This is a genomic window from Porcipelethomonas ammoniilytica, assembly GCF_025567485.1.
Taxonomy (GTDB): domain Bacteria; phylum Bacillota; class Clostridia; order Oscillospirales; family Ruminococcaceae; genus Porcipelethomonas; species Porcipelethomonas ammoniilytica.
In genome coordinates this window covers 111,192-125,228 of record NZ_JAOQKH010000001.1, presented here as the reverse complement: position 1 = coordinate 125,228, position 14,037 = coordinate 111,192, and the positions used below count along the sequence as shown (strand labels likewise).

The following is a 14,037-nucleotide window of genomic DNA, read 5'->3' as shown; positions in this document are numbered from 1 at the left end:
GTATCAACATAAGCTTAGATGCTTTATTTAGATTTTAACTTTTTTAATACTATTCTATTGGCAACAATATCTCTACTTTAAATACCGTATCATCATTAAGTACATTAAATGTTCCGCTATACTTTTCTGCTGATGCTTTTATTATTGACAACCCAACCCCCTTATGGGACTCTTTAGTAGAAATAATGTTGTCAAAACGTTTTTTCACATAGCCATTAAAACTATTTTCAAAATAAATAACATAAAAATCGTTCACACGACCTATTAAAATACGAATGAACCTATCTTCGACTTTTATTTTTTGGCAAGCTTCAATTGCATTGTCCCACAAATTCGCAAATATTGCGGTCAAATCCAAATCGTTAACAAATTCAAATAAAATGTCCTCTATTTTTGTTTCTACCTTAATTGATAAATTTTCCGCCTCAGAAATTTTTTGACTCATTATAACACTAAGAATTTTATTTGAACACTGAAAACCTTCGAATAATACATCCACCTCTTTTTCTATAACATCGCTATATTCTTTAGCTTGTTCACTATCTAAGTTTTTCAAAGACCTAAGAACTTCTAAATGCTTCTTAATATCATGCATTACAACTCGTGATTTTTCATATCTGTTATTCATTTCAATATAATGCTCTAATTGAAGCTGACTTTGGTTCCTCATCAACTCATATTCATACTTATCTTTATACGCTCTGGCAATTTCTCCTGTAACATACACTATATAGATACTAACAATTAAAAATCCTATTAAAATAAACAAGTCGGTTATAACATCAGATATATTATCAATTCTTATTGTAAAATTGTATTCCACAAATAGTGCAAACAACACAAACAGTCCTATCAACAGTAGCTGTCTAAATTTAATCGCTTCCAAATGTCCTTTTATAATTACCGATATAAATATCACCCATACTATTACCATAAACATACAATAAAAGTTATTAAACATTAGTACGCACTTTATATCTTCAGAAATTGCAGCAAAATCATTTCCGGTTATTACAGAGCATAATAATACAGAAGATACATTAGCAAACACTGAAACAACTATATATATTGCGTTATATATAAAAGTCTTTTTTGTTTTTTCCTTAAACATCAATGAATTTAATATGCAGGCATACACAAATAAAAATATTGAGTTAAAGTATGCTATATTCATTTTTATAAAAAATTGATTCACTAGAACAATACATATAATTGAAAAAAAGAATGTAATAATATAAACTGTTTTATTGTGATATTTTGGCTTATATAATTTATAGAACAACAAAAACATTAATAAACTAGTAATACTTGAGCTTAAAATTTGAATCAAAGTTCTAGCTACTGAATCATTCATATAGTCCTCACTTTCAAAGTATCCACTAATTTATTAGAGAGTTTGTATATAAACTCTTCTCTCTTCTTCTGTGCCAACGGCAACATACTGCCATTCTTCATTATAATTACAAACTCATTCTGAATTCTCTGAACATACTTTAGATTCAATACACAATCACGCCTTGTTTGATAAAACTGATCCTTATTTAACTTATTATATATATCCGTCAGATTCTCTCTAACCAATACTCGTTCATCGGCAGTATGCACATATACCTTTTTCTTTGCTTCAAACATAAAGTAGTATATATCATTCACCTTAAAACAAGCAACACCTTCATTAGTTGGAAATGTTATGATTTCCTCGCTCGCATCATTTAATGCAGCTAAGTAATCTCTCATAACCTTATGTAATTCTTCAGATTTAAACGGCTTTATAATAAAATCAAATGCATGTACTTTATATGCTCTGCGCCAGTAATCAATATAGCTCGTTATGTAAACTATTGGAACATTCATATCCATCCTACGTATTTGCAGTGCCACTTCAATTCCGTTTGACCGCTGCATTTCAATATCTAAAAATATAATATTAAATTTTTCATTCGCAACCAACAAATCAGTTCCATCACAGTATGTAGAAATTTTAGCTGCTAATTTCTTCAATTTACAATAATCAGCCAAGATCTGTTTAATCTCTCCTAAAGCTTTGATGTCATCATCGCATATAGCAATATGTAGCATACTTCTACTCCTTCTGTTCTGTCATTAACAAGATCTACAAAGCAGATTATACCACAAAATTCATTAAATGTAAACACAAAGCAAGTGTTTTCCCTATTTATCTTAACAAGCACAGAAAAAGTATATTCCTTTTCTCATTCCACGCAAAAATTCTCCCGAACTTACGAAAATTTATTTTTATAAATTTATATAATCAGGGAAATTCCTAAAACCCTTTAAAGAGCAATTATATTTTAAAATTCGTTGAAGAAGAATGTAATAAGCAAAAAATAAGACTATCTAAGCAGCCTTTCTATGGGCAATTCTTCTATTTTTATATCATTAATTACAGTTTTCTCAGAACAAACTGTAATTAGATACTCAGTTGCTCGTTTAGTTACAAAACTACAGTTTATACTTTCATTCAAGACATCAAAAGATTTCAATGGTTTAGATAATCCTAGTCCAAGCATTTTTACATATGCTTCTTTCGAAGTCCAAATTTTATAAAACGCTATATTAAGTTGTTTACTATTTATAATGTACTCATATTCATTGCAAGTAAAAAAACGCTTTGCCATCTTGAGATTTTCATCAGCAATTTGCTCAATATCAATGCCAACTGGAAAACTATCACCTACAAATACAATAGCATTTCCCGAATGTGACACTGAGAAATGATAATCGCGACTATTTAAAACATATGGCTTACCGTGTTCACCGTATCCAAATTCAATATCGGAAGGAATAATACCTAAACGCTGTGATATTTCATTTCTGATAAGCAGACCTGTTAACAAGGAGACTGTTTTATCTTTATCAAAATAAAATCGAGATATTTTATCCTTGCGTCTTTTTGAAATTAAAGGCAAATATTGTTCATAACAACTAAACTCTTTATTTTTGTCAATATACATCAACTTCACTTCCATGAAAACTATTCCTTCTTTATAATGTAAGAAGAAATAACCAACCATGAACTGTATTCTTCATTTTTTCACTGTCTACAATCATATACTATGAAAAGTGAGTAGTTTTTGTGCTGATAGTTGACTGTGTTTTATTGCGAATTGTAGGCATTTCTTCAAATATATTCTCTTTTTATTATACCAAAGGATAAATAAATTGTCAAATTCTGTATATCCCAAGAAATACGACCTTCCTCATCAGAAGTGCTGCTGCAAGTACAGCAATGATAACGGTCTATATTTTTAAGAGATTTTTGGGGAAACTTTTTGAATTTGGGGGATAACTATTTTTATGTTGGGGGTAATAATCAGGCGACTTCCCGAAAAGAATGACGCAAAGTTTGACATGGCATTTGGGGGAACGCTTTCCCCCAAATCTTCCCCCAAAAAATCCCCCAAATTTATATGAAAATACGGTAATTTACGATAATTTATGGACCTTCTCTTTGAACGCAAAAAATCCCCGAAACGCCCTAATTACGGACTTTTCGGGGATTCCAATGCTCTTTTCAAAAATTTTTCACTTTTTCATCATGCTAGCAACTTCATCAGCAAAATTGTCTTCTTTCTTTTCAACGCCTTCGCCTCTCTCAAAGCAAACATAATCAACAACCTTAATTGTTGTATTTGCTTCCTTAGCACAATTATCAACATATTTCTGAACTGTAAATGAACCATCCTTAACAAATTCCTGATCTAACAGACAGTTTTCTGAATAATATTTACCGATTTTACCTTCAACAATCTTAGCCTTAACCTGTTCAGGCTTATTTGCCATTTTTGGATCTTCATCCATCTGAGCAAGCATAATCTTCTTTTCAGATTCAAGAACATTAGCAGGTACATCTTCTCTCTTTAAATAAGGAGCTTTAAGTGCAGCAACCTGAAGAGCACAATCTTTACCGCATGCCAAAACCGCATCTGTTGCACCAGCAGGTGTTTCCAGATTTACCATAACACCGATTTTACCGCCGCCATGAACATAAGGAACAAGAATACCCTCTAATCTCTTAAATCTTCTGATGTGCATATTTTCACGGATTTTAAGGAAAAGTTCCTGAAGTGTTTCAGCAACAGTCATAGTACCACCTGAAATCTGAGCTGCATTAAGTGCTTCAAGATCGGCAGGATTTGTATCTATAATAGTTTGAGCAACATCATTTACAAACTTCTTAAATTCATCATTATTTGCAGCAAAGTCTGTTTCAATATTTACTTCAACAACAGCACCAACAGTATGGTCAGCATTTGTCATTGACATAACAATACCTTCTGCTGCTACCCTTCCTGATTTTTTAGCCTGTGTTGCAAGACCTTTTTCTCTTAAAATTACAGTTGCCTTTTCAAAATCGCCATCAGCTTCCATCAAAGCTTTTTTACAATCCATCATTCCAACGCCTGTCTGCTTACGCAGCTCAGCAACATCTTTAGCTGTTATATTAGCCATTACAAGTTCCTCCTGATTATATTCTTACGAAAAACCCGAATATGTATTAAATATTCGGGTTTATTTCAAAATTATTCAGCAGCTTCTGCTGTTTCTTCAGTATTTTCCTCTGCTGCCTCTGTTGTATCTTCACCCTGTCTGCCTTCAATAATAGCATTCGCAATAGCGCCGGCAATTAGCTTAACTGCTCTTATTGCATCGTCATTGCCTGGGATTACATAATCAATTTCATCCGGATCGCAGTTTGTATCAACTATAGCTACAATTGGAATATTAAGCTTTTTAGCTTCTGCTACTGCAATCTTTTCTTTTCTTGGATCAACAATAAACAGTGCGGCAGGAATCTGATCCATATTTTTGATACCGCCCATAAATTTTTCAAGCTTTTCAATTTCAAGATTAAGCTTTACAACCTCTTTCTTTGGAAGGAGTTCAAATGTACCGTCTTCTTCCATTGCGTGAAGCTGTTCAAGTCTTTTAATTCTTGTCTGAATTGTCTTAAAGTTTGTCAGCATACCACCGAGCCAACGAGCATTTACATAGTGTGCTCCTGCTCTTAAAGCTTCTTCCTTAACGGAATCGCCAGCCTGCTTCTTTGTACCTACGAAAAGCACATTGCCGCCTTCAGCTGCAAGGTCACGTACAAACATATAAGCTTCTTCAAGCTTCTTTACAGTCTTCTGAAGATCAATAATGTAAATTCCATTTCTTTCAGTAAAGATATATGGAGCCATTTTTGGATTCCATCTTCTTGTCTGATGACCAAAATGTACACCTGCTTCAAGAAGCTGTTTCATTGATACTACTGCCATGGTAGTTCCTCCTGTTGGTTTTATTTTTTCCTCCGCCCAACTTAGCTCAGCAGCAACCGCAATAATCAGCGGCACCGGCTGCCAAAAGTATAAGCGTGCGAATTACCGTTTAATTATACCATAAGTTTTTTTAAAAATCAATACCTTTTTTTAATTTTTTCAGATTTTTATTTTTTCTTATGGATGATTTTACATAAGAACTGCCTGTTAATTTTACAAGTATCGTATCTTTCCCTATAAGTCTAACATCCTGACATGTAAGAATAATATCATCCTCTTTACCGAAAATTCCCCAAAAACGCATTCTTCCATAAATTATAAAAGCTATTACTGTTCCGTTTTCCGGTTCAAATTCAATATCGTCAATAAATCCGATTTTTTCACCGGTTTCAACATTTATTACTTCCTTGCATTTCAAATCATTTAAATTGCAAATCATAAAATGCTCCGATAATAAAAGTTTACTGCTCAGTTCCCATATTTTCTCCGAACGGATCCATATTGCCGCCTGTTCCGTTATTATCAGGCGGAGCCATACCGTTATTTCCATTTGGCATATGTCCGCCGGTTTTTCCGTCATTACCGTCAGGTATAAAACCATCGTCCGGTTTCATGCCACCCATACCGCCCATTTGTCCTATTGAGCCGTCTCCGGCATAAGTTACTGCACCGGATAAAACAACAGTTTCAAGCAGTTCTCCCCCTTCATATTCTCCATCTATGCTGTAATCATTATCTGCACTGGTAATACTTCCACCGCGGTAAATAGTGTACTCACTGCCGGAAATAAGTTTGGGAGAACTTATTATAATCGATGAATATTCTTTTGAAGGCTGATATGAGACAATAATATTACCGTCCGAATCTTTTACGCATACAGCAGTTAGTGCCCGATTACTCTGAGAAAATGCAATTGCAATTGTATTCTGACCGGAACTGTCTGAAGGCGTTTCCGCCATACCAGAGCTTCCTGCCGCAATAAGTATGCCGCCGTTAATAATTATCTCACTTCCAGAATCCAAAGCTCCGTCTCCGTCGCTTACCGGACCGTCTACGACAGTAGTGCCGCCGTTTATATTTATAATACCGTTAGAATCTAAACCGTCTCCGCCGGCATTTACATAAATATTTCCATTATTTATGTTTAATTCGCAGGAAGACGAAGAATTTCCAAATTCTCCCGGCACCATTATATTGCTTCCGGAGCCGTCGCTGGCGTTAAATCCGTCATCACTGGAAGTAATGCTTATTTCTCCTCCGTCTATATTAATAATTATTCCTTCAATTCCCTCATAACAAGACTCTATATTAACTTCGCCGTCTTTTATATCCACATTACCGTCGCCGTGTATACCGTCGTCTCCGGAATTTAAAGTTAATTTTCCTCCGTTTATTGTTATATTTCCGTTGGAATGTACACAGTCATCAGTACTTTCAACATTAAAAGTACCTCCGTTAATAATAATATCCGAAACAGCTTTAATCCCTTTTTCACTGTTTTCAGTTTTATTCTGATTACCTTCCATTCCTCCGAATCTGCCGAAATCTGCATCCATTGTATCATTGCTCTGTGATATGGATTCACTTCCGCTTTTTAAAACAAAGCTGCCATCGTTTATAGTCAATATGTTTTCCGACGAAACAGCGTCCTCCTTGGCAGTTATATTATAATTTCCGCTTTCAAAAACTATATAACCCTTGTCTGTTTCATCTGCATTGGAAGATTTTATACCGTCCTGCTGTGAGTTTACAGTTATATCCGAATCTTTTATAACGACAGAATCTTTTCCTTTAATACCGTTGCCTACCGAACTTATATTAATATTGCTCCCGGAAATTCTTAAATCGTCCTTGCAGGTAATGCCTTCATTATATTCAGCGTTAATAATCAATAAACCGCTTCCGTTTAAAGACAAGTCATCTTTACTGAATATAACAGCGTCAGGCTCGTTTTCTTCATCACTTTCATACACATAATTTTCAGCATCACTTAAAATATTTTCCGTTCCGTCTACACATGTTATGACTGTTTTATCTGCATTTTCAATAAATAACGGCGAAGAAGACGAATTACTAATATCTACCCCATTAAATATTATGTGTGTAAGCTCTTCATTATTAATATAAATCTGACCATCATTTAAGTTTCCGCTAAAAATAAATGTACCGCCATTGGTTACAGATATTATATTATTGCTGTAAACGACTCCTTGTCCATTTATTTCAATATTATCGCCCTTCATTAATATTTCCGCTGTAACATCGTTATAATTTTCCAGCAGATCTTCATCATCAAAATAATCTGATGAGGTATTGGATACAGTATTTAAAACAGATCCTGTATTATCAGTATTTGTACTAGATAATGTCTCTGATGTTTCTGCCGATCCAGACACAGATTCTGAATTTGTATTCTTCCCGCTGCACCCTGCCGATACAACAGATACCATTGTAATCATCATCAGTACACTGATTATTTTTTTTAATTTGTTCATAAGAAAAATCACACCTTTTCATGTTTTCCCCTCTGTGACTTTCTTTTATCTATCTAATTTTAATATTATTTTATTCAAGTTAAAATTATGTGAAATAATAAAGTAAATTAAACGAAATTTAAAGAGCAGTATTTATTACTGCTCTTTCAAAGTTTATTTGCTGTAGTCCTTGAAACTTATATTCAGATCCACATCTCCCTCTATTCCGGGAACACTTCCAGTACTTGTATATTGCCACATATCAAAGTCATAATAGTATGTAGGTTCCGAACCATATTCCGCTAACCAAAAATCATAGTCCGTCAGCCTGTTCAAATCAAGCTTAAAAATAGTAGTACGCTTATTTTGATATATCATAGGAGTATATCCGGCATTTCTTATAGTTTCACAGAATGCCACGCAGCAATCCGTAAGAACGTCGACAGATACATTATCCGTTCTTGCAGTGTCATCATAAATGATTTCCCAGTCATATACTACAGGATAATTTATATCAAGTCCTTTCAGGCTTTCAATAACAAGATTCGCTTCTTCAACTGCTTCTTCAACTGTTATTGCCTGGGAAAAAAAATATACTCCGGCATCAATTCCCGCCTCTCTTGCTCCCTGAATATTTTCAGCATAATTTTCATCAAGTCCGGCTTCGCCGCTGCCGTAACCCCTATAACCCAGACGAATCATGGCAAAATCTATTCCTGATTCTTTTACCTTCTGCCAATCAATGTTTTCCTGATGGACAGAAACATCTACGCCGAGCAATGATGTTATATCAGAACCGTCTAAATAGTATTTTCGTCCGTTTCTTGTTTTTATCTGGTCAATTTCTTTGGAAAAAGCCGGAACATTTTCCAAAACAGGAATCCATATTTCTCCGTATGTACCGTCCTCCAGAAGTATTTTCTTGCCGCTCAGCTCATAGTAATTCTCGTTTACTTTTCTATCTATATCTTCATATTGATCAGTCGATATACTTCCGGCTCCCATTGTAGTTACAGCTTCATTATTTTTTTGGTATAAAAAGTAAACAACCACCGACAGAAAAATAATAAGTATAAGCTCAACTATTATTAAAATATTTTTTATTACCGCTTTCATTGCCGCCTCCTTTTCATAAATTAATAATATCATAAAACCGATTAAAAGTAAATATAAAATTCTGACTTTATTAAAGCTTCTCCCAGAAATCATTTTAATTTGCATAAATATTTATATTTCAGATTGACATATTATGTATAATCTGTTATAATTATATTAATAAAATTCTAATGGAGGAACAAAATAATGGAAACAAGAATATTAGAAATCAAATCAAAATCCAACAGCAAAATAAAAATCGGAGTAATTCCCGGACATTTTGCAACCAATCATTCACATGTTAATTACTATATTGATATGACAAAAATCAAAACTCATCATAAGGTAGCAAAGGAAACTGCAAGAGAACTTGCAAAAGCATATATTTCCAATTTGTCTGTCGATACAATTATATGTCTTGAAGGCACTGAAATCATCGGCGCTTTTCTTGCAAGAGAGCTTGCAAAGGAAGGACATACCTCTATCAACAGCGGAAAGGACATTTGTGTAATTACTCCGGAAACCAATGCAAACAATCAAATGATTTTCAGGGATAATATTCAAAAACACGTTTTCAATAAACAGATTCTTCTTTTGATTTCATCTGCTTCAACGGGAAAAACTATCAACCGTTCAGTTGAGTGTCTGCAATATTATAACGGTCAGCTTGCCGGTGTTGCTTCTATATTCAGTGCGATAAACGAACATAACGGCATTCAAATCAATTCAATTTTTACTTCTGAAGATCTGAATAATTACGAAACCATGTCGGCTCATGACTGCAAGCTTTGTAAATCCGGTCAAAAAGTTGATGCAATTATTAACAGCTTTGGCTATTCAAAAATATAATGCTGCTTAAAAATAACCAAAATATAAAAAAATAAAAGAGCGGAAATACCGCTCTTTTTTATATACTTCTGATTCTGCGCAATAAAATAACATAATCCCAGATGTTTAACCGCTTATCATCATTAAGCTCATAATTTAAATCCGTATCGCTGATTTCCAAGCTCCTTACTAATTTTCTTTGCAGTATTACTGCATCTCCCGTATCAAGCTTTCCATTATTATTAAAATCTCCTTTTATAACAACTTCTGTACCAGACGAAGAAGTTGTCAAAGCAACAGAAGAAACTGCTGATGTAGTTAATGTTACATTGCTTTCAGATGTTACAGTAGTTTTAGATACTGCAGAACTTTCAACGCTTATTGAAACAGTAGTTACCGAAGAGGTAACCTGAGACGTTACAGAAGTTGTGACAATCGGCTGATCTGAAATATACACATAATCAGTATCACTTAATTCCGGATAAGTAAATGCAGGAGTTATATACGTATTATCCGGAGTATGATTACTGTTAAAACTTTCAGACCCTTTAAGAAAGTATTGATATTTAACAGGATTCGTTTCATCATCCAAATCGTCCCATGTACAGTCTACTGCATACCATTGTCCGTCTTCCATCTGCACATAATTCCACATATGTGCAAAATTTGTTTCCAGATTTATGTTTCCGACTACTAGAATGCATGGTATATTTTCTTTATCGCATAAGATTTTCATAGCCTTTGAATATCCTTCGCAAACTATACCATAAGGTTCTATAAAAAATCCCAGTGCGGTATCATAGTACGGCGCAGATAAATCATAATTTACTCTTTTTATTATTGAATCATGAATATATTTAATTTTACTGTAATTATCTGTTCCTTCTACTGTGAATTTATCCACACAGTCTTCATAAATCGATTGAAATTTTTCAGCGGTTTCAACATCATTATATACATCTTTAACATTACCGCTTACTGTTACTTCCGAAACATATACAGTGTATTTTCCTGTTATAAAATTACGGCTTACTTTAGCATTTGCAACAGATACCGTGATCTTTTTTTCATCCAGCCAGAATAATTCAGGATAATCAAATGTCAGCGCTGTTTTGCCCTCCTTAATATTTGCCATAACAAGATTCCAGAATTCACTTCGCTGATCATCGCTCCAATCAGAAATATTTGCTGAATCAGCCTGAAAGGTTATTGATTCGGGCAAAGGAATCGAAATATTTTCAGTTGTAGGATTAAGCCATACTTTCATTGCATTATATGCCGATTTATTATTATCATCAAGCTGATCGTAATAACTGAACGTATTTTCATTATAAAGAAATTCAAAATCATTTGGCATCAACAAGGATGTTTGACTCCAATCGCCGGAATCATAACATATTTCAGCATCAAATTCTTCTTCTGCACTTATCGCCTCGAAAGCGGCAGCTGAAAGTCCCGTCCTGATTGCATAATCATCCGAACCTGAAAAAACAGATATACAGAAGAAAAAAGCAGTTAAAAAACTAATGGTAAATTTTTTCATAGAACTTTTATACCATATTATAATGGTATCCTCCTTCCAAATTATTTACCCTTAATCCGCCTCTATATCTTTTAAACATATTATACAATATTACAATCAAAATGTCAATGAAATTCTAGAAATATTCCAAAATTTCATTGACAATAATTTAATAACAAATTCTTTTCAACATTCCATTCATATACGCTATGCACACTCCAAAATTAGTCATCGGTATTCCGGCGTCACTAAATATCCGTTGCTTTTTAAGCATAGCTTTTCTATTTATCATACATCCTCCGCAATGTATTGCAAGTTTATAGTCTTTTATATTTATACTTATATTTTGTCCGGATATGTTGTCTATAACAAGATTTTTACCGGTATATTTTCTTAACAGATTAGGTATCTTTACTCTTGCAATATCGTCATCCATAGCATGATGCGAACAGCTTTCAAGTATCAGAACTTTATCACCGTCCGTAAGATTATTAATTGATTCAGCACCCTTTATAAGACTTTTTATATCCCCCTTGATTTTTGCCATCAGCAATGAAAAAGATGTCAGGGGAATGTCTTTCGGAATTATTTCGTTGACTTCCTTAAATATCTGTGAATCGGTAACAACAAGTGCCGGCGGATTTTTAAGACTATCCAGTGCGTTACGGATATTATCAGACGTTACAGTCATTACCATACAGTTATTGTCAAGCAAATCTCTCAGAACCTGTACTTCTGGAAGAATCAGACGTCCTTTAGGCGCCTGAATATCCTGCGGAGCAGTGAGCATCACTAAATCTCCAGGGTGTACAAGATCAGCGGTAAGAACAGGATCTTCAATTTTATCTTTAAGCAAATCTATTAAAGCTTCTTTTATTTTACCAATATCATTTTTATCATTTAAATCTGCCGAAACAACATTGCCATACAGTTCTAAGTCCAACTCAGATTTCTTACCGTTAATTTTATTCGCTACAATAACATACGGTATTTTCTTTGATTTTATCATACTGACATATTCTTTAACGGAACAGACATTCTGACTCTCACTGCTTATTACCAGTACTGCTGCATCGCACACTTCTAACTGTTCCATAGATTTTTCAACACGGATTTGTCCAAGCTCGCTTTTATCGTCAAGACCTGCCGTATCAATAAACACTACCGGACCTAAAGGCAGTAATTCCATAGGCTTGAACACAGGATCCGTTGTTGTTCCGGCAACAGGGGAAGTCAAAGCGATATTCTGTCCGGTAACTGCGTTAATAAATGTAGACTTGCCTGCGTTAGTATCTCCGAATACTCCGATATGCAATCTCAACGCCTTAGGCGTCTGATTAATCTCTGAAACCATAGTAATCTCCTTTCGGATCTTTAAAATCTGAAATCACGTTCCCCTGATTTAATTTTTTCAAGGTATTCGTCAAACTTAACTCTTACTTTCTCCTCCTTGATATTTTCTCTTTCAGATTCAATAACATCAAAAGTAAGTTTATTGAATTCCTCATCACCGTAATCAAGAGCATATTCAGCAAGTGTCAGCATAGCGTTTGGCAGACAGCAGTTAGAAATATTTCCTGTCTTTGCAAGCTGCATAAAACGATCGCCGGTCCTTCCGGCACGGTAACAGGCAGTACAGAAGCTTGGAATATATCCGTTTTTCAGCAACGTTTTAGTTACTTCCGCTTCTGTTCTCTCATCTGAGACCTTAAACTGTGCAGTACTCTGATCATCGCAGCTGCTATCACAGTATCCCTTGCTTAATCTTTCAGCGTATCCGCCAACTCCTGTACATGAACCGCCGCTGGTCTGTGAAATTCCCAGAGAAATAATTTCGTCTCTGAAATTCTGCTCCTCTCTTGTGGAAATTATCATTCCGGTATATGGTACAGCTAAACGGTAAACGGCAATAATCGTTTTAAACTGTTCATCTGTCACTATATTCGGAAACAGACTTAAATCCACGCCTTCTGCCATTCTGATTCTCGGAATTGAAATTGTATGAGGACCTATTCCAAATGTATCCTCAAGGTGCTTTACATGAAGCATTGTACCGATAACTTCATATTTATACTCATAAAGTCCAAACAATACTCCGATACCCACATCGTCAATTCCTCCCTGCATTGCTCTGTCATGAGCTGTTGTGTGATAATCATAATTGCTTTTTGGTCCTGACGGATGCAAGTTTTCATATGTAGGTTTATGATATGTTTCCTGGAACAAAACATAAGTACCTATTCCGGCTTCTTTTAGTTTTTTATAATCCTCAACAGTAGTTGCCGCAATATTTACATTGATTCTTCTGATTTCACCGTTTCCGTTTTTAGTTGCATAAGCAGTTTTCATGCATTCGATAATATAATCAATATCGCAGTTTTTCGGATCCTCCCCTGCTTCCATTGCAATTCGCTTGTGACCCATTGCTTCAATTGCACGGCATTCTTCTGCAATTTCCTCCTGAGTAAGCTTCTTTCTTTTGATTCCGGAACCGCAGTGATAACCGCAGTATTTACAGCCGTTTATACAGTAGTTTGATACATATAAAGGAGCAAACATTACAATCCTTTTACCATAAATCGCTTCCTTAATTTTTCTAGCCATAGCAAATATTTTTTTACGAAGTTCTTTATTTTCTTTATTTTCACATGCGTAAAGCAAAACTGATACCTCATAACGATCCAGTCCCACTAATGATTCCGCTTTCTTTAAAATTTCATCAACCATTTCGGAATTGTCCTTGTTCTTTTCACCGTATTCAAGGACTTTCATTATTTCCTCATGATCAATAAATTCCTCTGATTTAACTGATTTGCTGTTATACATTTTTCTA

At 34.5% G+C, this 14,037-nt stretch carries 12 protein-coding genes; 1 reads left to right on the top strand and 11 read right to left on the bottom strand.

Going from position 1 to position 14,037, the window contains the following annotated elements:
- Positions 1 to 49: 49 nt before the first annotated feature.
- The 8 genes from OCV67_RS00565 to OCV67_RS00530 all read right to left on the bottom strand — a co-directional run bounded on the left by OCV67_RS00565 (position 50) and on the right by OCV67_RS00530 (position 8,875).
- Positions 50 to 1,354 (bottom strand): sensor histidine kinase, encoded by a 1,305-nt coding sequence (locus tag OCV67_RS00565; RefSeq protein ID WP_147641907.1) that lies wholly within the window; start codon positions 1,352 to 1,354, stop codon positions 50 to 52.
- Positions 1,351 to 2,079: a LytR/AlgR family response regulator transcription factor gene (locus OCV67_RS00560; protein ID WP_147641906.1), complete on the bottom strand. Its 729-nt coding sequence runs from the start codon at positions 2,077 to 2,079 to the stop codon at positions 1,351 to 1,353. The genes OCV67_RS00565 and OCV67_RS00560 overlap by 4 nt, the downstream gene beginning before the upstream one ends.
- A 275-nt stretch (positions 2,080 to 2,354) precedes the next feature.
- The gene (locus OCV67_RS00555; protein ID WP_178084945.1) at positions 2,355 to 2,975 is read right to left on the bottom strand and encodes a 4'-phosphopantetheinyl transferase family protein; all 621 of its coding nucleotides are present in this window, start codon (positions 2,973 to 2,975) and stop codon (positions 2,355 to 2,357) included.
- Between the two features lie 571 nt (positions 2,976 to 3,546).
- Positions 3,547 to 4,473: a translation elongation factor Ts gene (tsf, locus tag OCV67_RS00550; protein WP_147641904.1), complete on the bottom strand. Its 927-nt coding sequence runs from the start codon at positions 4,471 to 4,473 to the stop codon at positions 3,547 to 3,549.
- A 71-nt stretch (positions 4,474 to 4,544) separates the two neighbouring features.
- Positions 4,545 to 5,285 (bottom strand): 30S ribosomal protein S2, encoded by a 741-nt coding sequence (gene rpsB / locus OCV67_RS00545; RefSeq protein WP_147641903.1) that lies wholly within the window; start codon positions 5,283 to 5,285, stop codon positions 4,545 to 4,547.
- A 130-nt stretch (positions 5,286 to 5,415) separates the two neighbouring features.
- Positions 5,416 to 5,724, bottom strand: a complete 309-nt coding sequence (locus tag OCV67_RS00540; protein WP_178084944.1) for a YlmC/YmxH family sporulation protein — start codon at positions 5,722 to 5,724, stop codon at positions 5,416 to 5,418.
- Positions 5,725 to 5,746: 22 nt separating this feature from the next.
- Positions 5,747 to 7,780, bottom strand: coding sequence for a carbohydrate-binding domain-containing protein (locus OCV67_RS00535; protein WP_147641901.1), 2,034 nt, complete (start codon positions 7,778 to 7,780; stop codon positions 5,747 to 5,749).
- Between the two features lie 153 nt (positions 7,781 to 7,933).
- The gene (locus OCV67_RS00530; RefSeq protein WP_147641900.1) at positions 7,934 to 8,875 is read right to left on the bottom strand and encodes a glycoside hydrolase family 25 protein; all 942 of its coding nucleotides are present in this window, start codon (positions 8,873 to 8,875) and stop codon (positions 7,934 to 7,936) included.
- A 186-nt stretch (positions 8,876 to 9,061) separates the two neighbouring features.
- Here OCV67_RS00530 and OCV67_RS00525 point away from each other — a divergent pair, with 186 nt between their 5' ends.
- On the top strand, positions 9,062 to 9,703 hold the full coding sequence (locus OCV67_RS00525) for a type I phosphoribosyltransferase (protein WP_147641899.1): 642 nt from the start codon (positions 9,062 to 9,064) through the stop codon (positions 9,701 to 9,703).
- 58 nt (positions 9,704 to 9,761) lie between these two features.
- Here OCV67_RS00525 and OCV67_RS00520 read toward each other — a convergent pair whose 3' ends face one another.
- The 3 genes from OCV67_RS00520 to hydG form a co-directional block, all read right to left on the bottom strand.
- Entirely contained in the window at positions 9,762 to 11,225 is a 1,464-nt protein-coding gene (locus OCV67_RS00520) for a transglutaminase domain-containing protein (protein ID WP_147641898.1), read from the bottom strand.
- Positions 11,226 to 11,373: 148 nt separating this feature from the next.
- Positions 11,374 to 12,558 (bottom strand): [FeFe] hydrogenase H-cluster maturation GTPase HydF, encoded by a 1,185-nt coding sequence (gene hydF, locus OCV67_RS00515; RefSeq protein ID WP_147641897.1) that lies wholly within the window; start codon positions 12,556 to 12,558, stop codon positions 11,374 to 11,376.
- Positions 12,559 to 12,578: 20 nt separating this feature from the next.
- Positions 12,579 to 14,030 (bottom strand): [FeFe] hydrogenase H-cluster radical SAM maturase HydG, encoded by a 1,452-nt coding sequence (hydG, locus tag OCV67_RS00510; protein WP_147641896.1) that lies wholly within the window; start codon positions 14,028 to 14,030, stop codon positions 12,579 to 12,581.
- Positions 14,031 to 14,037 lie beyond the last annotated feature (7 nt).